The organism is Dolichospermum heterosporum TAC447 (assembly GCF_024584745.1).
Lineage (GTDB): Bacteria > Cyanobacteriota > Cyanobacteriia > Cyanobacteriales > Nostocaceae > Dolichospermum > Dolichospermum heterosporum.
This window is the reverse complement of record NZ_CP099464.1, coordinates 3,403,584-3,428,987: the sequence shown is the minus strand read 5'-3', so window position 1 is coordinate 3,428,987 and position 25,404 is coordinate 3,403,584. Positions and strand designations below refer to the sequence as shown.

11 protein-coding genes are annotated in these 25,404 nt (G+C 39.1%); 3 read left to right on the top strand and 8 right to left on the bottom strand.

The features are described from left to right. Positions 1–28: 28 nt before the first annotated feature. The 3 genes from NG743_RS15365 to NG743_RS15355 form a co-directional block, all read right to left on the bottom strand. Positions 29–16,372 carry a DUF4347 domain-containing protein gene (locus NG743_RS15365; RefSeq protein ID WP_257120375.1) on the bottom strand — a complete coding sequence of 5,448 codons (16,344 nt, stop codon included), beginning with the start codon at positions 16,370–16,372 and terminating at the stop codon, positions 29–31. 243 nt (positions 16,373–16,615) lie between these two features. Continuing rightward, a complete protein-coding gene (locus tag NG743_RS15360) occupies positions 16,616–16,822 on the bottom strand; it encodes a hypothetical protein (protein ID WP_027403589.1) in 207 nt (68 codons plus the stop codon). Positions 16,823–16,919: 97 nt separating this feature from the next. Next, positions 16,920–17,534, bottom strand: coding sequence for a DUF1997 domain-containing protein (locus NG743_RS15355; protein ID WP_027403588.1), 615 nt, complete (start codon positions 17,532–17,534; stop codon positions 16,920–16,922). 460 nt (positions 17,535–17,994) lie between these two features. Between NG743_RS15355 and NG743_RS15350 the strand changes: the two genes are divergently transcribed. After that, entirely contained in the window at positions 17,995–18,669 is a 675-nt protein-coding gene (locus NG743_RS15350; protein WP_371316543.1) for a glycoside hydrolase family 24 protein, read from the top strand. A gap of 193 nt (positions 18,670–18,862) precedes the next feature. Here NG743_RS15350 and NG743_RS15345 read toward each other — a convergent pair whose 3' ends face one another. Together NG743_RS15345 and NG743_RS15340 are read right to left on the bottom strand one after the other, a co-directional pair. Then, positions 18,863–19,588 carry a hypothetical protein gene (locus tag NG743_RS15345; RefSeq protein WP_027403586.1) on the bottom strand — a complete coding sequence of 242 codons (726 nt, stop codon included), beginning with the start codon at positions 19,586–19,588 and terminating at the stop codon, positions 18,863–18,865. A gap of 92 nt (positions 19,589–19,680) precedes the next feature. Continuing rightward, positions 19,681–20,214 (bottom strand): DUF4330 domain-containing protein, encoded by a 534-nt coding sequence (locus tag NG743_RS15340; protein ID WP_027403585.1) that lies wholly within the window; start codon positions 20,212–20,214, stop codon positions 19,681–19,683. Positions 20,215–20,476: 262 nt separating this feature from the next. On the opposite strand from NG743_RS15340, the gene NG743_RS15335 reads away from it, so the two are divergent. Beyond that, complete coding sequence (locus NG743_RS15335) at positions 20,477–21,340, top strand: M48 family metallopeptidase (protein ID WP_027403584.1); 864 nt, start codon at positions 20,477–20,479, stop codon at positions 21,338–21,340. On the opposite strand, the gene NG743_RS15330 is transcribed toward NG743_RS15335, so the two are convergent. From NG743_RS15330 to NG743_RS15320, 3 genes are all read right to left on the bottom strand, one after another. After that, positions 21,341–22,102, bottom strand: a complete 762-nt coding sequence (locus NG743_RS15330) for a metallophosphoesterase family protein (protein WP_027403583.1) — start codon at positions 22,100–22,102, stop codon at positions 21,341–21,343. 241 nt (positions 22,103–22,343) lie between these two features. Then, the gene (locus NG743_RS15325; protein ID WP_257120374.1) at positions 22,344–23,141 is read right to left on the bottom strand and encodes a Tab2/Atab2 family RNA-binding protein; all 798 of its coding nucleotides are present in this window, start codon (positions 23,139–23,141) and stop codon (positions 22,344–22,346) included. Positions 23,142–23,188: 47 nt separating this feature from the next. Continuing rightward, positions 23,189–24,469 carry a tRNA nucleotidyltransferase/poly(A) polymerase-related protein gene (locus NG743_RS15320; RefSeq protein WP_027403581.1) on the bottom strand — a complete coding sequence of 427 codons (1,281 nt, stop codon included), beginning with the start codon at positions 24,467–24,469 and terminating at the stop codon, positions 23,189–23,191. A gap of 361 nt (positions 24,470–24,830) precedes the next feature. Between NG743_RS15320 and NG743_RS15315 the strand changes: the two genes are divergently transcribed. Next, entirely contained in the window at positions 24,831–25,079 is a 249-nt protein-coding gene (locus NG743_RS15315; RefSeq protein ID WP_027403580.1) for a Ycf34 family protein, read from the top strand. Positions 25,080–25,404 lie beyond the last annotated feature (325 nt).

Below are 25,404 nucleotides of genomic sequence, written 5' to 3'. Positions count from 1 at the left end.
ACTTTTGCATTTTATTTAATCCACATTCCTAAACAACACCCAAGTTTACTTTAACAATAATGTCGTTGTAATCTTTATCTCCACCCCCTACTAAATCTTCAAAACCAAAGACGTTATTTCCTAATAGGCGAATGTGATCCACCTTATCAGCGTTAGCTCCTAAATAGGCAAAGTAAGCTTGGTCAACTTGTCCATTCAAAACTTGATCCACAGTGCGACCATTGGTAAGAATAAACGGTGCAAAAATGCTTCCTCCCTTCAATGTTTTATCTGTAAAAGTTGCAGTTCCTTGGTTATTAACTCCAAGGTCAATTCCGGCAACACGAACCTTTACAGCCGCTTGAGCATAACCTGAGTCACCAGGACGGAAATCAACAATACCATTGCCATCAATATCAATCCCACCATTTTCATCTGCTACTTGATAAAAGCCAACTAAATTGTTAAAAGCTGCTTCTCTATTACCAGTAAAATTAGCTTTTACATCTTGAGTTATCCCTCTTAAATCAAGGACTTCTCCTTGTTGCTGTCCTTGCAGATTTGTACCCAAGGGTAATAAGTCATTGGTTGATTTAATGTTGACTACCAAATCTTTGAAGTCAGTATTATTATTAGATCCATCTTTCCAAGCTAAGGAGAAACCACCAACACCCAAATCTGTAATTTTTTGGCTTGAGAGGTCAGAGAAAAGTATGTCTGTAGTTGGGGTGATTCCATTGTGGACGCTATCAATTGTGCCGTTTTTAACTAATAAGAATCTCAGGTTATCACCAGAGTTAAATTCCAATAAATGCGTCAAATTATCGGTATTAAACCCATTGGGGAGATTAGTAATAGCAGAGAAAATTACCTTAGAGCGATCTAAAGCCGCTTGGGCATAACCTGCCGTTCCTGGAGCGATCCCGTGGATGTTACCTTGAGCATCATCAACTGTGAATACTCCCAGTTCATTGACAAGATTAGAACTTCTTTCTGTTAGTGTTACTTTAATTTTTGATTTGCCACCGCTATTCGAGATTTTAAAGATATCATCCGCAATTTTTCCCAGATTGAAAGTAGGTGTGCTGTTATTCTGTTCGACAGCTAAGGCAAAGGTATCAGTGGCACTTACACCATGATTATCTTTAGCCTGTACCTCAACTATGAGAGTGCCAAAGTCTGCGTTAGTTGGTGTACCGATGAAGGTGCGCGTAGCTGCATTAAATTTCAGCCATTTAGGTAGATTACTGCCATCTTTTAATGTAGCTGAGTAAGTAAGATTATCGCCTGGATCTATATCAATGAAGGTATTTGCATCAAAAGTAAAGCTGAATGGTGTATCTTGTTTGGCTTTTTGATCAGCGATAGCTCCGCTCGCCGAAGGCATCGCATTTTCTAAGGTGGGTGCATCGTTGATGGAATTGACAGTAATTTCAAACTGACTTTCGCTCGTATCTTGGCCATCATTTACTGTCAATGTAATTGTGGCAGTTCCTGATAGATTCTCGGTAGGTGTAGCGACTAAAAGGCGATTGCTATCTGTACCACTCAATACTAAATTAGTATCAGGTAACAAAGTTTGATTTGAAGACGTTGCTGTAATTGTCAGCGCGGTGACAGAAGTTTCTACATCCCCGATCGTAAAGGCGATCGCTTTTGCCGTATCTTCATCTGTTGTCTGTGCCGAAATAGCACTAATTGTCGGCGGATTTTGGACTGTAAGCGCCACCGTAAATGGAGCAACCTTAACCCCTTCGGAATCAACAACTTCTAGGGATAAACTATCAGCAGCAACGCGTTCGCCATTTTGGACATAGATCACCTTTTCATTGTCTATATCACTTTGGGTGAATGTATCGCCAACTTTGAGATCCACGCCATTTAATTTGACTAAGCCAGCCTGGGGTAGCGCCTTGAGGGTAAACTCAAGATTCCCGTCGGGGCTTTCCGAGTCGGTAGCACGCAGGATATCGCGGCTAATGATTTTGGTAGTTCCAGCTTCTAGGGTGAATCCTGTATTTCTGCTGACTTCTGGCGCATCATTTACTCCTGTAACCTCAAAAGTAACGTTGTGAATTTCATCAGAGAAAAATTTGCCATCGGTGACGCGGAAGCCAAAAAGATCAAAAGGCGTACCAAATAAATTTCCACCTGGTGTATAAGTGAGCAAACCTGCGGCGATGTCTGCCACTGAAACTTCTGTATTTCCCGTAATTTCTTGATCGCCAAGTTTCAGCACACCTAATAGTGGTGTGGTTTCAATAACTATTGATTTTAGAGTGTCATCGGGATCACCTTTGGTAAAGGGGAAGTCAGCAACAGCAAAAGTATAGGAAGTATCTTCGGCAATGGTGCGGCTAAAGTCCTCAGTCTGAGGAGCAAAAACATTAATCCCTATACCTGTTGTGTTATTTAATTGAGTTTGCAAGTTCCTGGTACTAAAGTCATTGTTAAACTGGGTATAGGAAATATCAAGCTCGTTTCGGCTGATTTTTGCCAGTAGTTTTTCTAGATTTTCGCTAACGACTTGTATTTTGCTATTGATGCGGAAAATCTTGTCATAGATATTGTAAGTTTTGGTTACATCACCATAACCACCATCTCCAACGCCATCCCCATCATAATCAATTTGTTCATAAGCTGCTTTTGTTAGAGCAACACTGGCATTTTTGATCGCTGTATCCGCAGCAAATTTTTGAATATCAGTAAATTGAACAGGCAAAAATTGGCGATAGGAAGCCTTTGTTAGACTAAAGCCATTGGAGTTAACCTGATCAGCGAATAGGTCTAAAATTTCGTTAATAGGTCTGCCTGTTAACACTGCTAATTGTTCACTGACAAGTTGGATATTTGCTCCCAGTAAGTATTGGTACGAAGCTTGATCGATGTTTGGTTCATATCCAAGTGGTGTTTCGGGGATTTTTATTGACCATGTAACCTTTACTACTGCCTTTGAGAAGTCGCCTGTCTCGATTTGGGTAGGTGTAAACTGTGGTTCAACACTAAGATCAGTCCAGCCTTTCTCAGCAGCGATATCGGCAATATTAAAATCACTTAAAACCACCTCATCAGTCAGATACTCCCCAGATGCGATGATCTTCTCTGGTTGAACAAAGGGAGGATTACTTAGTTCTATAATTACATATTCCAGGTTATAACTAGACCATCCTTTTTGAGCGGCGATCGCATCAAGATTGTCACTTATTAGAACCTGATCCGTTACGTCAATGGGATTTTGAACACCTTCAATCGAACCATCCTCATTTTCAATAATTTGGGTTATGTAAGCAATAACTTTCAACTCAGGATAAAAGTAATTCTTAGAAGAGAAGGTTAATTTTTCGGACACTAAACTCTTAGCTTCTTCAACAGTTAAATCTACTGTACTGCGGCGGACTACCCGCTCGACTAAGCTCGTAAAAGGAGTAATTACTTCTGAACCCACAGGGGCAGTTAAAATGCCATTAAAGGGCAATTCTGAACCTGAATCAATGCCGCCAATCATCGCTAATCTTCCTTCATTCAGGCTGATTATGCCATCTTGGTTGGTGTCAAATTGCGCGAACATAGCATCAGGAATCACTAACTTATATTGTCCATTTCGATTCGTTAGTGTGGTCGGTTCGCCATTATCAATAATTCCATTCAGGTTGGCATCAAGGAAGACTGTACCGCCTTGGATAAAACCATCTATTGCTTTGCCATTTAACTCAGTATTGAAACTATTTCCAGATGCGCCAACCTTAAATTCTGCTATTTTAAATTTAGCAAAATTTGTCTCCCATACGGTTGATGATAAAGCTCCTATGCCAACCTCAACTTTTGCCCCTAAGAAAGCTTCAATTAAACCATTAAGATTAAATAATTCTAAAGGTGTATCGAGACGAGAAATAATTTCTGAACCGCGAATCTTGCCATCACTAGTCCCATTAAGTTCGCCTTCATCCACCAGATCAAGGGTAATTTTGCCACCAATTCCGCCTTCCACAGCCGCTTTAATAATCAACGCTGTGGCTGCTAATCCAGCCGTGATCTTGCCATTTACTAACAATTCAGGCTTGTCTTTCCCATCCGCACCTAAATCATCTACATAAAAACCATCCAGAACTTGATAAATTTCATCTAGGGCAAAGTCTTCATCTTGCCAAGCTTCCAATCCATGAGTATCATAGCCAACGGAAAGATCGGTTTTAGCAGAAAAATCTCCCGACAGCAGCACCGATAAAGGTAGTGGCGGAGCAATAGGAGTTTCTGATTTCATGGTGTAGGAAAACTCGAAATCAGGGATATCGTATTTGACTAAATCCACATCTTTTTCACCTAAAAGCAACCGCAGAATTGTCACAGGATTACTCAGAATCGGAAACTGTAAACCTTCTAGTTTTTGCAGCTTGGAAAGAATACTAGATTGGGTAGTGTTACCTGCTTGAGTTGTGGGATTAGTAGTAGGTTGTTTTGTAGCAACAGTAGTTCCAGTTCCAGTAGTAGTTCCAGTGCCAGTAGCAGGGACATTGATGGCTGCTGTCGCGTCTTTTTGTTGGCTACTCGCTCCCTTCAAATCGCTGAGAGAGTGGCTACCCATATCGAGGATAATAGATTCATCGGCTGGTAACTTATTTAATGAATCAACAATTTCGATAATTTGGGTGAGGGTATCCGCAAATTTAATTGCTTTATCAATTTTCTCTTTAGTTTTAGGATCAGAACTGAGCGGTGCTAAAGTTTTAGCAATATCAAGTAGGGAAACTCCGGGTTTACCATCAGCATTGAAAGTATTGTCTAGTTTGATGTAAGAGAGTAATTTTGTATCTGCATTCAATAGTTGAACTATGGGTTTAATCGGATCAAGAATCTTATCTGTTGCCGACATGATGGGTTTGATAAAATCGGTGAGGAAACTCCCAAAATCTAGTTTGACATTGTTGAAATCAATTGATAGTCCCTGTTTCTGTGCTTGTTCCTGATTACCATAATTGAATATAGGCAGATTGAGTGCTAGATCAAAAGCAAGAGATGGAAATGCCGGATTACCCTCAATACTGGTTTTAGTATTCAGTCCTAAATTGGCATTGCCGGCAAATTCGTATTTAACTAGATCATTAAATGTGAGATTAGGATCGTTTTTGAAGTTTTTTAGTTCTGTCATCGTCAGGCGATCGCCATCATCAAATAGTTTGACAATTGCCCCGGTTGCTGTTTGCCCTGTGGCAGGTTTAAGTGCATCTAATGAGAATTGATTACTAACATCTGCAAAAGGTTCAATGGCCACATCCTCTTTATTCAGCGTCAGTTCTCCATTAAAATCTAAATCAACAACGCGTTTACCATCTTGCACCCATAATTTTGGCTCAAATTGATAAATATTCGGGTTTCCTAGATTGCCAATATCGAGCTTTTTATCTCCATCTACATCTAAGAAAGTAATGCTTGTATCGCTGTCGGAAATGCGGAAAATATCTTTTAGAGTCATCCCAACTAAAGGATCACTTGCCTCAATTTCCGCTTGCTTGGCGATATCAGAGGGTAAACTCACCTTTGTGGCGATTAAGGTGTCATCTACAGCTTTATAAACTCCGTCCTTATTTTGATCAACATAACGACTTGTCCCAGTACCCAGAATTTTTAAGGTAATCAGAGCATTTTTGCCATCATCAGGTTTGAGGGGATCAACAATGGTGACAGTTTCATCACTATCAGGAATCTCTAAGGTGTCAAAACTAGAAATAGATTGAGGTTCATATTTATCTAGAGTTCCATTCCGATTCAAATCCAGAAAATAGGTTTGCTGACCATTATTTTGAGTTGTGAGGATTTTCACATCCCAAGTATCTGATCCATAATTACCATCTTGATCAAGATCAAGATATGAGCCATCTTCACTCTTGGCTTGATCATCCATTGCCAAGGGGTTAAACTCAGAATAGATAAACTTTTCACTGCTATTGTATTGTTTGTCATTATTGGTGTCTATGAATGCGATCGCCACATCATTAATAAACTTGCCTTCTCCTGGATCATTGATATCTGCATTCAGTTTCAGGTCATTGTTTTTATCCCATGCCTTATTGATTTTTTCCCCTACATCGAGGATGTTGTTATTATTAAAGTCAATGTAATATTCAGGAACTGCCACAGTTCCAGCCGCCGCCGTTGGTGTCTTCTTTTTCAGAACAAACTCGGTATTAAAAAGAGTTGCATTTGTAGTGAGTGGTTCGGTAGCTTTGCCTGTAGTATCCTTGTCTAACTTACCATTACGGTTAATATCAAAGTAATAGGTTTGTACCGCACTTGTTGCATCGGTGGCTGTGCGATATATTCCCTCTTGTTGCTGGTATTGGGCTTGATCAAATTTGCTATTTTTATTAATATCAAGAGGATCGTTAGCTACTGGTTTAAGTTCAGTGTAAGTTCCTGTGGCACTGATTTGGGTAAAAGGTTCTGTAGCATCAAGGATGCCATTGTCATTGACATCAAAGAATCTAATTCCTTGATGATTATCTAAATCTTTGAGTTTGGCATCTACAGTGAAAGAAAGTTTAGAAAGATTAGTTGGATCATTATTAAAGTCTAAACGGACAAATGAGAGGTTTCCTTGTCCACTAAAATTTTTAGATAAACCCACATCAATCCCGGCATTAAAGCCTGTTTTCTTAGTATCAATAAAGAAGCCAAAGTCTTTACTTAAACCAAAACCAAGAGATAAATTATAGTCAAAAGTCGAGACTAATTCCCCTTTGGTGGTGAGGTTAATACCTAAAGCGGGAAGTCCTAAATTATTGCCATCTAGAGAGAGTTTGAAGAGATCGTAGGTTTTCTTTAAGTCCAGATTTACTGTTACTTCCTCCTCATTTACCTCTACATCTACATCAAAAGATTTTGCGCCCAGAGTGCCAAGAATGCTTTCGATAATCTCTTTAAGTCGGATTGCTGAGAGGTTTTCTTCTTTGGCGATCGCACTGGTAAGTTGTCCTGAAAATTCACCTACTAAATCGGGAGCAATATCATCTAATCCGCCCAAAATTGGGACTGTGAGACTACCGAAACTATCTTCTAGCAAACCTAAGCCTTCTTTCAAGGTAGCAGAGGTTTCTTTCGGAGAGAGAACCCGATCAACAACAAAAACAGTTTGTTGGGGAACAAAGAAGTTATTATAACCGCTATCACTGCTAGTAACTTGATAATCAATATTACTGATGTGATAGAGATTTGGTTCTGAGAAAGTATCATCACTACCTTTAACAGCAATAGGTTGAAGCTTATACCAATCTTCAGGTTTAAATGTTATTTCTGTAGTTTGTTTGTCAATGTCAATCTGGCTATGGGTAATCCCCAAGTTGAGGGCGGGATTGGTGACAACATTTCCTGTAACATTAGCCTTAATTTGATAGTCATCACTGCTGTTTTTATCAAGGTTAGCTAGAGTGACATTTTGTGCAATATTCCAATTTGCATTCGTAAAAGTCAGGGTTTTTGTGGGGGTGACTTTTCCTGTGGTTTCAAAACTATCTGCTAAAACAACAGTGACGTTACCTAATGGTTTGTTATTGAGTTTAACCGCAAAATTATTATTGCCTTGATCTGTAGGAGTTGCTGTCAAAAGCTGAATATCTAAAACCTCACTGGCGGTAATTGCATATTTATCGCCACTATTATCAGTGATGTCAAATTCGACAGTTTGGGTAGGATCAAATTTTAATTGGGCATTAATTTGATAGTTGCCAATACCAACATTATTGCGATCCAAATAGGATACTACCACGCTCTGTTGTGGTTGATTCCAGTTATCTGGGGTAAAAGTTAGGGTAACAGGTGCAGTAACTTGGCTGGTGGTTTCCAAACCATCAGTTATAGTCACAGTGACAATTTCAAAAGGTTGTTTTTTCAGTTGTACTTCAAGGGTAAGGGCATCACCTTTATTCGTGGGGACTAAACCATTGAGTTTGACATCAAGAATATCACTGCTGAAACTATTGAGTGTGTAAATATCCTTTTTAACCTTAACTGTAGTCGGGTTAATAGGATTAACAAATTCAACTTCTGCACCAGGAGTTAAACGGATTTTGACATCTTGAGTAGGTTCACTTAATAAGGAAACTTCAAATTGGGCGGCTTCACTTTCTCCCGCAACGGTGGTATATCCTACTTCTACGACTCGCACACCAGGAACATCATCATCAGCGATCGCTAAGTTGGCAATTTTGTGATTATCATCTAGTTTATAGCCATCCCCAGCCAACAATTCCACCGTCACAGTTTCTTCGGCGACTTTAGCCAAAGAATTAACCTGTACAGAATTGACATCAAAGGTGTTGACATTAACAGAAATAGTAGCTTGAGGTTTATCCGCAAAGAGAGCTAAATCAGCTAATTGTAATTCTGCTGCGCCATTATTACCTGTAATATTTAGACGATAGTAACTGTAGTCAGTGGAATTGTTGACTGTAAAAGTGCGTGTTTCAAGTCGCTGACTAAAGATTTCATTACTGCGTTGATCAATCGGTGTAAAATTTATCCCATCTTTAGAGCCTTGTAATTGCCAATTTTTGGGATCGCGTCCACTTGCATCATTAGCAGAAGTTAGGGAATATTCGCGTAAAACAGAAGACTGATTATTTGGTAACTGATATTGAATCCAGCCCGTAGAGGCATACAATAACCACTTGCTATACGCATTACTATCAAAAACATTATCCTTGCTTTCCCCTGCGGGTGAGTTAGTATTTGAGACGGTAATATTTGCTAATATCGGTGATGATGTCAGATTGATCTTCTCAGTAGGAGCAAAGAGAGCTAAATCAGCTAATTGTAGTTCTGCTGCGCCATTATTACCTGTAATATTTAGACGATAGTAACTGTAGTCAGTGGAATTGTTGACTGTAAAAGTGCGTGTTTCAAGTCGCTGACTAAAGATTTCATTACTGCGTTGATCAATCGTTGTAAAATTTATCCCATCTTTAGAGCCTTGTAATTGCCAATTTTTGGGATCGCGCCCACTGGCATCATTGGCAGAAGTTAGAGAATATTCGCGTACAACAGAAGACTGATTATTTGGTAACTGATATTGAATCCAGCCCGTAGAGGCATACAATAACCACTTGCTATTCGCAATACTATCAAAAACATTATCCTTGCTTTCCCCTGCGGGTGAGCTAGTATTTGAGACAGTAATATTTCCTAATACTGGTGATGATGTCAAATTGATCTTCTGACTAGGAACAAGGGTAACGGAACTAACAACTTCCCCAATCACACCTTTAGCAAACTTTAATTTTGTCCCTTGATTGAGAGTTGCCGAAGCTGCTAAATTTGTCTCCACCGTCAAAGTCATCTGGGTATGGTTATTACTGGCTGCACCTACAGTTCTACCCGTAACTTTGAGATTAAGTCCTTCCGCTAACTTGTCATCTATCGGCACAATTAGCAGATTATTTTGAATATTTCCAGGGGCAATCAGTACAGTTCCAGTCGGAGAAATCAGTTGATAATCATTACCATTACTAGCAGTTCCTCCCACCAAACGATAGTTAACAGCAATCCCATTTTGACTGAGGGAATTGCGCGGCGCAGGATTACTTAAAGAAACACTAAAATAACTAGGTTGCCCGAATAATTCAGAAGCTGAGGGACCGGCAATAATTTTAGCAGTTGGTAAATCGTTATCTACGATATAAACATCTTTAGTTAGACCCGTAAAATTATTATATTTCGAGTCTTCATTGGTTAATGTGAGCGTGTAATTGGGATTAGTTATCCCACCATATCCATAAACTTGGATGTAATACTTTCCAGGTGCTAGACCATTAAAATCTAGTTTCTCACTATTATTTGTATAGGAAGATGATTTACTAATATGGTTGGTGAGATCAGAAGCTTTGAATAGCTTCATATCCAGATCGCCCAAGGCATTCTTAAAGTTTATCTGTACATAATCAGAAGCAGTTCCTGTATCGGGAAGAGTGAATTGATACCAGTCTTGATCTGCCGATGTGCCAATGGACAAATCGCGTAAGGTTAGGGTTTCCTTGAGAGTTCCTAAATCAGTCGCTTGACTAGCAATACCATTTGTAGCATCGTTGAGTTCTCCATACAGAACCTTGCCACTTTCTGTAGTTACTTTAATCTGACTGGTGTGGAAATATTCAACTACCGCATCATCTATCGCCAAAACTTGCACCGATTGTTCAAGATTCCAAGTTTTGGCATTAAAGACGAGGGTAATAGGCTTACTAGCACTTTTTTGATTAATTTGAATTTGATCATCACTGGGGGTTAATGTTACCCGTACTTCTCCTGTGGGTTGACTCTTGAGACGGACACCATAAATATTGCTACGTCCTTCAGTAGTTTGCCCTGGTTCATTAATTACCAATCCAAAATCATCATTATCTGTATTCGTTAAAAACAGCGATTCAACGTTTAAGCCATCATATTTGCCATCTTGACTGTTAACGGTCGTGATGATTTTATAATCAATATTGTCATCATCAATAGCATCATCTTGCCCCGCCACTACAAACGATTGCGGTTGATTCCAATTATCAGGAGTAAATTCTAAATTGAGAACACCAACTGATGATAAATCATTAATCCGATTCTTTAATTGTCCTTCACTGCTATCAGTTGTACCAAGGGAAACTTTAACTGTTTTTGTGGGTTTACTATTCAGCTTGATCGAATAGTTGAGATATGTACCAGTTTCAGAAGTAATTGAACTACTAGGCTTAGTAATTGTGACTCCGACAGTATCACTATCGTCTTGTAATGTAACAATCGCAGTGGATTTGGTGGTATCAATGCGATAACCATCTCCCCCCCGCAAGTTAACTTGAATTGTTTCATCATCTTCGTCTATATTGTCTGGCAGAGTTTGGAGGGTAACAGTTGCTTTGGTCTCTCCAGCAGCAATTTTGACGGCTTGCACCTGTTGATAATATTTGAGAGTGCCATCATTACCACCAAGAACTAGATCCTGATCAACATCTCCATCTAAATTCACTAAAACTGGGGCAGGAATACTACCACTCGCAAAAGTAATATCTTTGAAGGGGTTAGTATTACCTAAAAGTGTTTGATATGTGCGATTACCATCGTTACGAGAGGTTTGGATCTTGCCATCAAAACTGGCATTGTTAGTAAAAGATCCAGAAACCAGATCAAGATCCCCATCCAAGTCAATATCAGAAACCGTCGTCATTCCACTCGTTGACAACTGTAAAGAATAACTATTGAAAGTAAAATTAGGAAAGGTTTTTGAACCGTTATTGGTGAATAGTTCAGTCCAATTTTGGGCGGCTTGTGAGCCAAAATTATAGGTAATACCAAGAATTGCAGCTTGAGTTCCATCGCCATAAATATCCCCAAAAGTGGGATAAACGGAGTAATAACTATATTTGCTAAATTGATCAAGCGGATTATTGACACCTGTTTGTTGTTGAAACAGGGGAATGGTGGATGTACCGAAGTTTTTGTAGTAGAGGAGTTTACCATCACCCGTACCCACAAAAACATCTAAGTCGCCATCGCCATCAATATCCACAAAGGCTGGCGCAGCATTAGTAACAGTATTAACACTATTTAAGGGATTATTAACTCCCGTTTGTTTGACGTAGAGGGGACTACTTGTACTTCCTTGATTTTTGTAGAATTTGATCAGCCCATTGCCAGTACCAACGAATAAATCTAAATCTCCATCTTTATCAATGTCTGCAAAAGTAGGGCGGCTATTATTGCCGACATTAATACCATTAAAGGGATTATTAGCTCCCGTTTTCTCAAAGAAAATATTTTGTAAGGTGTTAACATCCTGACCATAAATTGCAGTGCCTCCAGCTAAATCAAAGCTGACTAAAGCCCCGTTAGTTCCGGCGGGTTTATCGAGGTTAATTTCAATTTGTGGCGCAATTGTGTTACCTATTAACTTATCTACTTCAATCGCGGTGGCATTGAGAACTTTAATCGTAGCTAAGGGGAGATTTGTATTAACTTGAGCAGGATCTCCACCTAATGCGGTGTTAATTTCTTGAGCAGTTTTGAGAATTTGTTTTTCATTATCAAGATTGGTAATTTGAATGGGAATTCTTTTGTTTTGATATTGTGGATCACTGCTGCTAGTCGTCCCCATTACAGAATAAGTAATATCGCCATCTGTTTCTAGATCATCTACGCCTTTTATCGTGACACTTTGATACTGATTCCAATTGTCAGCAGTGAAGATAAGAGAGGATTTAGATAATGTCCCTTCAGTAGTGTCAATTCCAGAAAAAGTAACCGTAACGTTAGCCGATGGCTTACTAGATAAACGCAACCCAAAAGCTGATTCAGTGGGGATTCCCAGCCGATTTTCTTCAGTAATTAAGGGGCTAAAAGTTCCCGCAAAAGTTGTATCTTGAGATTGGGTGGTGCTATTAGTGACAACTTGAACATTGGACAGTTGCAGCCCAGCTATATCACTATCAACTAAAGTCAATGTGGCATTACCAACGCCAGTTTTTATGTTGTAAGCTGCGTTACTTTGCAGGTTAATACTAACAGTTTCATTGCCTTCAACTTGGGAATCAATAATTGGAGCGATCGCAATGGTAGCTTCTGTTTCTCCTGCGGCAATGGTAATTGAACCAATCCCTTGAGCATTAATATTAGCTCCAGCTATCGCATAGTCAGTATTGAGAATCGCAGTTCCTGAAATTTGATAATTTACAGTTAACCCTGTTGCTGGTGCGGGATTTTTGAGGCGAATTGTAAATTGTCCACCTTCAGCATCAGTTTCATTAGCATCACCACCACTAACAATACTAACTTCGGGTTTAATCGCTACAGCATCAGTTAAACTGCCTTCTGTTACCCGAACTTTGTCTGAAGGGTTGGTAGTTAGGGGGATAGTTAGGGGAGCTACATTTTGATAGTTCTGGGCTGTGAAACGAAGTTCTGCTTGGGCAGTGGTAATATTTTGTAAAGTTACAGTTTTTGGAATATTCCAATTTTGAGAATTGAATCGTACATCAGCATCATAATCTACTCCTGAATTAGGATCAACTTTCTTGATCAAAATTTGTGGAGAGTAGGGATCAGGTTGACTTGCCAGCTTAACCTTAAAGCTAGTGCTACCATTCTTCACAGAAAGAGGATTATTGGCATTAACAACCTCATTAAATTCATTGAGGACAATAATACCAGGTTGGAATGCTTGGTTATCTTGAATGGTTAAAGTTCGGGAACTATTATTAGGATCAATTCCATAGTTAGAAGCATTTTGATTATAAGTTCTGGTTTCGCGGTCGAAATCATAACCAATTAGGTTGACTTGAATAGTTTCATTAGATTCAGCGATACCATCAGGTATAGCCGTGAAGTAAATTCTACCAGTTCTTTCACCTTGAGGAATGACAATACCATTAAATTGGCTATTAGGATTAGTGGATACTTTGCGAATTTGAGAACTCCAATAATCTTGCGCCTGAGTGAACTGAGTGGCCGTTCCACCTAAAGTATATTGAATCCACAAACCTTGAGGAGTCGTAACATCTTTATCCAAAGTTACATCTACATAACCAATCTGAGTGGCAGGATTTTTGATGTAGTTAACTGTGCCATTGGCAGTGCCATTATTTTGGTTAGCAGTTTTATCTTGAGTATTATTATTAAACTGCCAATAACCAATTAATCCCTCTTCATTACCTTGCAAATCAGTAATCAAGTTTTGATTAATTTGAGCAGCAGTACGGGCAACATTCCAGAGACGAACTTCATCAATTGCCCCAGGAAAGAAGGTAGTTGAGCCTTTGCCAATATCAAAACTAGAAGTATTGGTGGGAATTTTCCCTTGAAATTCAGTAGTTGCATAAGCCTTTAAACCATTCACATAAAGAGTGTATTCAGTGCCATCAAAGGTAGTGGCAACATGATTCCAATTATTTTTGGTGAGGATGTTATCAACCTTAAAAGAATTCCATTTTGTGCCATCACCAAAACCGACTTCAATTCCAGTTTGATTGATTACACCAATGCCCGCATAACTATTAGCCGTGGTGCTAGTGCCTAAAATTCTATGGCGGTTATTGTCAGTAAAGTTAGTAAAAATCCAAGCCTCTTGAGTAAATTGTCCGGTTTTGCTGAGGTCTAAACTGGGTTTACTGGCAACATTAACCCAATTTGTGCCATTTAATTCTAAAGCTTGTTCTAGCCCAATAATTGTACTACCATAACCAAATCCCTCTTGAGGATTAACAACATTACCTAAAGAAACAATTGGTTCATTGTCCCTGATAGTTATTGTCTGTTTATTTGCATTAGGAGCAATACCATAATATTGATTTTGACCCATTGCGTGATCCTTCAGAAAGAGCGTCACAGTTTCATCAGGATCAAAGATATCATCATCAATGGGTTCTACTCCAATGATAATTCCGCTTTTATTACCATTAGGAACAGGAACATCAATTTTGAGATTTGCAAGAGAAGAATTAGAATCTTGAATTAGATACTTTCTGTCTTGATAACCCTGATTCTGAAAGTAATAATATATTTTGTAATCCGCCCCTTTGGTTGTGGCGACAAAAGCACCTGGAGTTGCTGATTTGCTTGAGGTTTCTAGCCCTAATTCCAGAAAAAACTGTTGAGGAGTAGCAACGCTAAAATCAACCAGAAATAATCCATCTTGAGAGCCGTTAAATGCTGCGCCTTCTTGGGGAACTGAAGAATAGGATTGTAAACTAATCAGTGGTTCATTATCAGATAATGAATAGTCCTGATTATCATTAGTTGCTGTATATTCAGAGCTAGAAATTGGGATAATCCGAAAACGTTCTATTTGCCCTTCATAAAGCTTATCATCATTTATAATTGGCAGCGTAAATATCTGCGAGGATGCACCACTAGGAAAAACAACACTTCTGGATAAGTATATAGTTGTAAAATCCTGCAAAATTGCTTTAGGATTAGAGGCAGTATTTAAGTCTATTTGATAATAAAAAGTAATATCTCTATTGGTGCGAACATTATTGTTATTAACAAGTTGAAATTGCGGATTGGCTCCTCCCTCAGTGGCATCGGCAATTCTTGTTATCGTAAAATTTGGTTCATTATCTGTGACATCAATAATTGCTGAAGATGTCCCTCTTAAATAAGAACCACGAGTAATATGGACAGTTATGGTTCTGCCCGGATTATATGAAGTGTCATCAATGTTGATAGATAAATCTTTAGAATAGGAGTCAACTAGAATCTTTTGTTCCTGTCCTCCATCTATCTGGTAATAGACAGTTACACCTTTTCTCCCATCTGTATACTCTGTAAGTGTATCAGTTTTAATCGTGAATTTAGCTTCTTTTGAATTCTCAGATGCAGGTGTACCAACAATGCTAACCGTAGGAACTCTTACAGAGATATTATCAGTTGTATCTGTATCAGGGATAAAGTTTCGTGAAGGAATAATTTCTTTCAATGTACCACTATCAGGTTTTTTCCAAGATAATTGCATTGTTGCATTTCCACCAGTATCCCTCAGTTGAAGTTTAAGAGAATAAGTTGTCTCTGCTTCTAGAAAAATACTTCCAACTACATCACGGTTAATTTGTCCCCACTGATCAATAACTAGTTCCCACACCCCATTTTTTTGGATATATAATCTAGCACCATCATCAGAGGTTATATAAAATTCGTACAAGCCTGGCGTATAAGAAGAAATAATTTTCCCAGTCCACTCAACACTGAAATCAGTTTGAGTAAGTTGAGAATCAGCTTTTTCTCTCTGCCAATCATAATTTATAGTAGGATCAATCCTATTTACTTTTGCTACTTTCGACTTATCCAACGAATTATTATCAAAATAAGCACCTAATAACCCTTCCCCAATATTCCCCTGATACCAGTCTTTGATTGCCAAAACATGATCATAGGCATCTAAAGTTGCATCAGAAATTGCTAAACTCGATTCAATAGTCCCCGTCTGAATTTCTAAATCCCAGTTTCCTCCTAATTTGGCGTTTCCCGTAACATCGTCAGAAGCCGCAACATCAGCCCCCGTAATTTCACTTAATTTCGCTATAAAATCCTTTCCTATTTCGCCCGCGGACACATTACAACCCAACAGCAAAATATCAGCTTCTGCCGTTAAAGCCTTGCGCCATTCCTGCAATTGCTGACTATACTTCTGTAAAGTGGCGCTGTTGAGCAAAGTTGTCCCTAATTGAATTTCTCCCTCACCCCCATGAGAGATAATTTGGACGCTAGTAATCCCTTCTCGTTGTGCTAAAGCCTGGGTGATTTGCTCAATGCCGTCTTTTTGGGCATCAATAATGATCACTTCAGTACCAGGTTTAGCTTGCTGGATCAGGCTTTGATAGTCAGCAACGTTGGAGTCTAGAAAAACGAGGGTGTTGGGAATGTTGTTAATCATGGTTTTTTAAAAGAAAATTTTTACACCGGAGAAAAAATTTGAACTGTCGAACGGACGGTGATATTAACCCACCTTCCGCACCCCCTGGTGTCACAATCGGTAATTTCGGATTTTTGAATACCTTATTGCCAAAGATGGAAAGTCGTGGTCTAATACCTTGATTGGAGCATCAGTATAAATACTTCCTTCTCTATATAAATTGGCAATTAACTCTTTTTTTTACTGTCCATACTAATCACTGGGTTACCCTTCCAATACCACAATTGGTAATACTTTTTCTTCCCATAATAAATAACTTAATCTACCCCCTTCATTTTTGAGTCTCTCCACTCCTAAAGCTAAAAATCCATCGGGAACAATTGATTTAGATTTTGCTGGTTCTTCTGTGTTTGGTTCATAGTAAACACACATATCTACTCCCCAGGACCAATACCAATCTTGGCGATTCATCTCATCACCTCCCTATCGGGTAGGTGAGAGGCTTCTACTGTTTAAGCTAAATCTTTTTTGGAAATTAACCCACTGATAACAATATCTTAGACTGTTATTACCTGTGTTTCTTTTGCGGAAAAGGTATATTCAGAGATTGATGAAAATCTTTTTGTACCTTGTGTGTGAGACGATGGGAAACTTGACGGACGATTTGATTAAGAATGCGATCGCCAGTAGACTGAATTAACGAATAGGGTAATCGCTGAATAAATCTAGGAAACTGCAACTCAACAACCAAGTCCAACTCCCATTCCACCCGCGTAACCCCATCTAAATCACCTATCAATCGTGTTGATGATTTATAATCTACCTCATAACCAGGTGACTGATAATCAGGTACAGGAATAGTTCGGATTTGGAATTCATTATCTTCAGGTTTTAACAACTCCAAGCCAATCTTCGGTTCTACATCGTAACCAAAAGCACCAAATTTACCTACCGCCAAAGCATAACTATTTTCACCTATCCGGCTTACCTTCATCGGTTCTGCACAACGACCAAACCAGGAAGAGTGAGTATTAAAATACTTCTCTACCTGCTCCACAGGAGCATACATTTCCATCCCATCTTGATAATTACCATAAAATTTAGTTGCGCTTAGATGAGCCTCCTGTAATACAGTCTCATCTGCTACTTCCCATGATTGATATTTACTATTGTTTGTAACCATAAATTTGTTTTTTCTATATCTGGAAAGTTGTCTATATTCATCATTCCCACTTCAGGGAAGTTTTTTCGCTTCAAAATCCAATTTTCACGAAAATTTCAAAAAATTGTCATGAACTTTACACAAACGGCATGAACTAATTATGTAGAGTCAGTCAACAACGAGAAAAATGGTAAATTTAGGTGTAAGCAATTCACAGTCATAAGAATGCCCAGTAAGTGGGAAACTCAGCGGCTTTAACCCTGAGAGGGATGGTTCGACGCAGCCCACCAACGAGCAGTTCGACAAGCTCACTGACGACGGTTTTAACCGCCTTGAATATTTTTTTATTCAATAATTGATATTGTAGCTAAATACCAAAATGCAATCATCATAGCAATATTACCGAGCCGAGTAATCTTCGGAAATAAAAAAAAAGTTAATTTTTGCTTATTAGTCCAAAGAAATAACTAAAAGGAGTTAAATTCTGAAAAACTTTGAACTCAAAGGTGTAGAAAAACTCATCGCTCCCATTGCCTCACTCTTGGGCTTTGTTTACCTGTTTCAGTGGTATATTTTTGGGGATATACAATTATCCCCCGAACCTATATCTATATTTACCAGAAAACAGCCCCCTCTAGTCATGAAAGGTGGAGATCCTTATATTCGGGCATTAATGAGAACTATATCCGCCAGCGAAGCCAGTGGTGATCGTCCCTACTCTCTCTTGTATGGTGGTGAACAAGTTCATGATCTCAGTCATCATCCTCAAAAATGTGTCACCATCATTACCGGACCGAATACAGGTAATTGTTCTACAGCCGCAGGTAGATATCAAATTATTAATACTACGTGGGATCAAGTTGCCCCTCGTTATCATCCAAAACCCACCAAAATCATGCTTTGGACTAATTATAGCTTTGAAGCAGAGTATCAAGATGTAGTAGTTTACCGTTGGTTAAATGATTCAAAAGTTTGGGGTGTAGATATCCCTAAACTATTGCAGCAACAAAAATTAAATGACGTTCTCCGAAAACTCTCCCCCACATGGACAAGTTTAGGATACGGGATAGAAAATAATTCTGTTAGTAGTTCCTTACCCAAGATTTACCAGCAAATCCTCAGAGAAGAATTAAAACAAAATACCCCAACTAAGTAGGTGGGTGTTGAAAATTGTCGTTATGGCAAGGCAAGAGGCAAGAGTGAAAAGGGTTTGGGCGATTTTACGTTTCTTTACACAGTTTGGTTTTATTGTGTTCACCTACTTAAGTAGGGCTTGCTGATAGGGTAGCGTGGCGTTAGCCATACTCCCGAATGGGCGCAGGCCCCGCGCCCCTACCCTCTGATAGCGTTCAGGTAGTGTGCCGTATCCCTGCGGAAATAAATACCTTTGTCTGAATAGGCTTTAGCACTTGCAACCCAGTTAAATTTTGCAAACAATCCAAAGCGGCTTCCCGAATCATGACTTCTTGTTCCTGACTCAGTAATAGTTGTAAACATTCCCCGATATCTTGTTGTATTACCGTATCAACTCGCTGACGGGTAATCAGTTTATTGAGTTGACGTATGCAAAGTAAACGTTTTAAAGAATCCTTTTCCGTTAAATTGTTTAACAATTGATCAATATAATCTTCTTCTCGATTTCCTTGAAAACTGAATATTTGCCACACCAGCAAAATTAAAGTTAATAGCGTTCCCATGCCTTGCACAATCGCACCAGCAGCCAACCAATGACTAGGAGCATCAACCCAAATTGCCGAAGCCATGTAAGTTATCACAGTCGCAATACCACCACTGGCGATCGCATAAGCTAACTTACTATTAGTGCTACTCATCAACTTACGTATTTCTAACCAGCGCAATTGCCAATTCCATTTTTGCACTGAGTAAGTAAATACCATCATCCCAATACCCACCACCAGAGCTAACAGCAATTGCCAACTCCAAAGCAGCATAGCTACAATAATTGTCAGTAATCCCAGCAAAATACCAGGTTCAGAAAAATGTTTGGGAATCTTGATCTGAATTTCTGAAACTTGATTCATCAATTGTCGCCAAGAAGACGAAGCCTGTGCCACAGTATTTACCTACTTGATTACAAAATTATAAATAGATGGTTTTTACTAACTTTAAGGATGAAACCAGGAGAATTTCATCCTTAAATAAAATGCTATTTATCCTGTAATCGAATATCAACTACAGACGCATTAAAGTTATAGTTAAAACCTTCTAATTCAAAAGGCATTCCAATTTTCACCTTGCTATTACCAAGAACAGGCCCATCCTTAGTCACTGTAGCTTGTCCTTCTAAAGTCAAGAGAAAATCTGTACTAAAGTTAATTTTTCTAGGATCTGGTAATTCTTTCACAGAACCATCTGGTTGACCAATTGTCAGTGTTCTCTCTAACTGCTCAACAGATTTAATCCCAATCTGACCATAAGGTTGATTACGGATAATTACATTAGTTTTACCACCTTTTGTAAATCCTTCTTTAATTAACTGTTGAGGATTACGAACATTGAGTCCACGTACCAGTAAATCTACCTCAATGGGTACTGTTTTCGCACCCACTTGAGCCACAGAACCAGAAGTACCAGGGAAAATAAAGATACCCACTATCACTAGCAAAATTACTAATGCAGCCCCTAAATCTAATAGGTTAATTTTACCGAATAAGCGACCTTTAGAATCTAAAATAGCCATAATCAGGTTTGGATAAGTTGCAGTTAAGTTTTCAGCTAAGTAATTGATTGTACCGACAGTTTCTTTAAAGTGATCCACAATCTTGATCACTGAATCAGAATTGACAGAAACTAGACTTTATGGTTATGCGACAGTTTATCATAGTAGCAGTAAGTTATTTGAATTGACTATTTGCACTATCTGGAGTTGAAAATGCAACTTAGTAACCTGAAAATTCGTCCTCTGATTTTAAGTTCTTACACCAATCTCATATAACCGGATTATGATTAACTCTCAAGGAATTTGGACAAATTATCGTTTGTGGCAGCGTCGCTGTTTGTATCCGTTCATTTCTGTAAGCGTGGCTTTGACTGTGTGCCTGAGTACACCATTATCAAGTAAAGCTATAGGTTTTAGCGATCTGATCCGTATACTCCCACAAGTAACCCAAATATTTAACCTATCTAATATATCCGATCGCCAGGAAGTTGATCTTGGGCAGCAAATGAATCAAGAAATACAGCAAGAAGTCAGAATTTCTCCTAACTCACAACTAAACAACTATGTTGAACAAATAGGTAGACGTTTAGCAGCTAATAGCACTCGCCCAAATATTGCTTATACTTTTCAAGTAGTCGAAGATCCTGCTGTTAATGCCTTTGCAACCGCTGGTGGTTTTATTTATGTGAATACAGGTTTGTTAAAAACAGCAGATAATGAAGCCGAAGTTGCCAGTGTATTAGCTCATGAAATGGGACATATCGAAGGCAAACATTTAATTAAACAAATGCGACAACAAGCTATAACCAGTGGTGTAGCTACCGTATCCGGTTTAGATAAAAGTAAAGCTGTAGGAATTGGTGTGCAACTCGCCCTTAATCTTCCCCGCAGTCGCCAAGACGAATTTGATGCTGATAAAAGAGGATTAGCAAACATAACCCGCACTGGTTATGCTCAGTCAGCAATGGTTTCTTTCATGAAAAAGCTACAAGGAAGTAGTTCCGTACCTGCATTTTTAAGTACACATCCAGGAGCCAGCGATCGCGTCATCTCCCTGCAAAATCAGATTAAAAATCAACCAAGTCGTCAAAATTATGGTTTAGATAATCCCGTGTATCAAAGCAAAATGAGAGCATTTTTGCCATAATTATTCTCGTTTTCTATGACGGCGGCTACCTGCGAACTCTTGTGGCTGAACAATTGTCATCACCTCTTCCCAAGCCACAGTCCGCACAGACCTACTGAACACATTAGCCTGATAAACCAATTTATTCGTAATATCTAGCCCCGTCAACCAACCACTACGGGGATGATAAGCACCAGTATCAATATCTAACCATCCCTGCCCCCGCGCCAAATTACCAGGAGCCACACCAGGTAAAGTAAAAGTTATAGTATGACCAACTATAATCAACTTATCTGCAAAATATGGTTGCTCTATCCGATGGAACTCATCCCTAATCCAGCATAGTTCTTCCGCCGTCTGTTCTTGCACACTCTTTTTTGGATCAACACCTGCATGAGTTAACCAAAAATCTCCCAAATCTAAATATGTGGGCAAACTCTCAAACCAATCTAGATGTTGTTTAGGAATTGTTGCAGATTGGTAACTAGCAATGGTAGCCTGTCCTCCACTATATAACCACGTTTGCATATTTGTGGACGCAGCATTATTACCAGTCATGATATTTAATAACATCTGCTCATGATTACCTAGCAAACAATGGTAATCATTTTCTTTAACAAACTCAACAACATCGGCACTTTTTGGACCACGATCAATTAAGTCTCCCAAAAAATATACTTGATCCTCTGATGTGGGGGCTATTTTCTCCAACAGCAACATCAAACATTCATAGTGTCCATGCACATCACCAATAACAACCCTGCGTTGACTAATTTCGCTCATTTGCTTCTAGCTTACATGAATTAGCTGAATATCTCGATTAAACTTTGATTGGTCTAATTTTCGTTTAAAAGGTCAAGAAATCTTGACTAAGTTATGATTTCTTTAATCATTATGTAGACATTTGGTTAACTTGCCAAGTTCCCATATGAATAATTACTAATACCCAAGACTCCTATTATACATGAATTTTCATGTTTAAGTAGGCTTGTCCTCGGTAGCAAAATATAACAAGCATTAGTTTTTAATCTTCATCTTGCAATAACCATAAACCACTATAAGTCATTCCCGAATCATCTGGTTGCACCAACAAAAAATGCAGTCCCCGACTTAGTTGTTTTCTCTCTTGGTACAATTTACCCGCAACAGTAACCTCCTCATCAGTAAAAGTCACCAACACCCACTTATCTACTAAACCAGCTTCTAATACTAACCCATCAGGCGCACCAGCGATGTAGTTTAATGAAACGGGCTGACTTTCCTTTAACCACTGCGCCAACCGCATAGATTTCCTCCCACCGTAAATCACCACACCAGGTATAGGTACTGTTGAAGCCAAACCCAGATTAATCGGTTTGAGAAATTCTGGTATTTGCAAAAAAGGAATTAGCCGTTCTGCAAACTCATCCACAATATCACCCGATGGAATCGTCGCAAACCGCCATTCTTCCCCCCATAGATTTTCCGGTAATGGTAATGGAGGTAGTTTATCCATAGTTAGAGAATATTGCTTTGCTGCTAACCACTGTTTTAAAGCCAAAGTTCTCCGAGTAGCTTCAACCCGAATCCCTAAATTATTGGCCGCAATTGTCATTAAACTTAAAGACTGAGGACGAAATACTTGAATTACATCTGGTAACTTGTCCTTACCCGCTAATTGTAATTGTTGGACAAGCCAAGTAGAATTAGCCTGGGATTGGAGACAACTTGCTGTAAACTCAAAACTGCGAGTTTCATCACAAACTAATAACTCCCATAGCACTTGCCCTTCAACATTTTGTAGCGGACTACGATAAAAATCAGCCTGCCAAATCAGACTCATTCCCTACTCCATAAAAATTAAACAACTCAAAAGTGAATATAACAAATTTAGTTTTTGACTAAATTTTTGGCAAATTCTATCGCTGCTTCTACTGTAGAAATTTTTCCCTCAGCTTGAGCAACACCAACTTCCATTAATAATTCACCTATCAGTGGTGAAGCAGGAATGTTTAACGCCCTCATCATGTCCTTACCATTGAGTAAAGGAATAGGGTGTGCAACCACATCGTTTTTGTCAAGATAACGCTTAATTAAGGGTTCATAACTAACTAACATACTTTTTTCAAACATCCCCTTCGCCACAATATCATTTGCTAAAGCTAATACCAACACAGCCGGAAATAAAATTCCCATTTCCCGAAACAGAAAATACTGTTTTCGCAAAGGCTTATGTATCGCTTTTATTTCCGAAAACAGTCTTAATCCCGTTGTCACAGCCCGAATTTCTGCCCGACTATAGGTAAGTTCCTGTAATTCGACTTCGGCAATTTCCGGGTTTAAGTCCACAAGACAAGCTAGTTTAGCAGTAGCTAACCAAGAAGTTTTCACAGTTTCTCGCACATAATTTCCTAATTCTTCTCCTAATTGTTGCCAATTGTTGCTAATTAGAGCATAAGCTTGATCAACAGCAGCTAACTTAATAAAACTTTTATCGGTTGCGTTTTTAAACAAACTAGTCAAAACACCATCTTTCCAAGCAGTATTTAGCCAAAATGTTCCTTGAGAACTTGCTAATAAATAACTAATCTCTACCCGTATCCGTTCCGCTGCTACCTGGATAATACTGGTCACTAAACTGCGAATTGTCTCTTGAGTACCTGGTTCAATAGTAAACCCAAGTTGGGCGGCTTGACGATAAGCCCGCATTAACCGCAAAGGATCATTTTGTAGATTTATAGGTGATATCATCCGTAACAGTCCAGATTCTATATCCTTACAGCCTTGCAAAGGATCAATAATTTCTTGAGTATGGGGATTATAGGCGATCGCATTAATAGTAAAATCCCTTCTATGCAAATCCGTAATTAAACTTTCCCCCTCCTGTTGAGCAAAATCAGCCGTAGCATGAGGAAACACCACACGGGCAATTCTTCTTTCAGCATCAAGTAACACAAAACCAGCTTGATAACGTTGAGCAATCTTCCTCGCCACCTTCACCGCATCCCCTGGAATAATAAAATCTAAATCCACATATTCCCGAACCCTACCCAAAATCGCATCACGCACCGCACCACCCACCATATAAACAGGTTGCGGCAAATAGTCCAGACTAAAAGGCCAACTTTTGGCAGCTAGACGAGAAACAACTAATTCAGATAATTCATCCATTTTAATAAAAATCAACCTAGTAACTAATGCTGATTATTTTTGCTTAACGATTTGCGGAAGTCCCCATCTTCAATGTACTCATAAGGTGGGGATGATGAATCCCCAGTCCCCAGGTTTTCTGGTAAGATATTCATAATCTTGACCACCAATGCCGTAAGCGAAAACCAAGCTGATAGGTAAGTGTCCCAAGGAAAAAATTTGGGTCTTGGGAACCAGGACTCCTGCCCTTGGAGGGAATGTCAGACCAATAGAACTACGAAGTCCTTGAGGCTATTCCCGATGAATTGGGAAGCTCCGTCCGTTTTACGGCGGAGTAGTTCACGCTACATTAACTATAAAGCTTCTGAGAGTTGGTTCTATTATGTGTATTTGCGTGAATTGCCACTATGTAGACCGCTGCGTCACCTACAACGCCGTAGAAACCCAGCACCAACAGCCACACCTGACAGAAACACCAGATTTTGACCCCAACGAACCCTCCATCAACGTCAATATTCGCACACAAGGCGAAATAATTGAAATGGAATGGGACGTTGTTGGTTGTCTCAGCTTCAAACAAGAAACAGGTAAATGGTCTAAATTGCGTCCAGGTGAATTAGTCCCCACCTAATTTAGGCTAGATTTTGGGATGTTGCTGAGTATTCACAGCCAAAATCAGCAACACCAATTCTCACAAACTCCATTAACTTCCAATTATAGAGACATCCGGTAAGCGTAAAACTCAGCGTCTTTAGACCTGAGATATAAGCGACACGAGCGGTTTTAACCGCAGTGGTATTTTATTCACATTTAGTATTTTCTAGCAGAAAAAGAGCAAAAGCCCAAAATCAAGGTTAAGTAGGTGAACACAATAAAACCAACCTGTGTAAAGAAACGTAACATCGCTGAAAACTTTTTTACTATTGCCTATTGCCTCTTGCCTTGCCATAACGACA

Coding starts and splice junctions, on each gene's coding strand:
- NG743_RS15365 (WP_257120375.1), bottom strand. CDS start 16,372: ATGATTAACAACATTCCCAACACCCTCGTTTTTCTAGACTCCAACGTT.
- NG743_RS15360 (WP_027403589.1), bottom strand. CDS start 16,822: ATGAATCGCCAAGATTGGTATTGGTCCTGGGGAGTAGATATGTGTGTT.
- NG743_RS15355 (WP_027403588.1), bottom strand. CDS start 17,534: ATGGTTACAAACAATAGTAAATATCAATCATGGGAAGTAGCAGATGAG.
- NG743_RS15340 (WP_027403585.1), bottom strand. CDS start 20,214: ATGGCTATTTTAGATTCTAAAGGTCGCTTATTCGGTAAAATTAACCTA.
- NG743_RS15335 (WP_027403584.1), top strand. CDS start 20,477: ATGATTAACTCTCAAGGAATTTGGACAAATTATCGTTTGTGGCAGCGT.
- NG743_RS15330 (WP_027403583.1), bottom strand. CDS start 22,102: ATGAGCGAAATTAGTCAACGCAGGGTTGTTATTGGTGATGTGCATGGA.
- NG743_RS15325 (WP_257120374.1), bottom strand. CDS start 23,141: ATGAGTCTGATTTGGCAGGCTGATTTTTATCGTAGTCCGCTACAAAAT.
- NG743_RS15320 (WP_027403581.1), bottom strand. CDS start 24,469: ATGGATGAATTATCTGAATTAGTTGTTTCTCGTCTAGCTGCCAAAAGT.
- NG743_RS15315 (WP_027403580.1), top strand. CDS start 24,831: ATGTGTATTTGCGTGAATTGCCACTATGTAGACCGCTGCGTCACCTAC.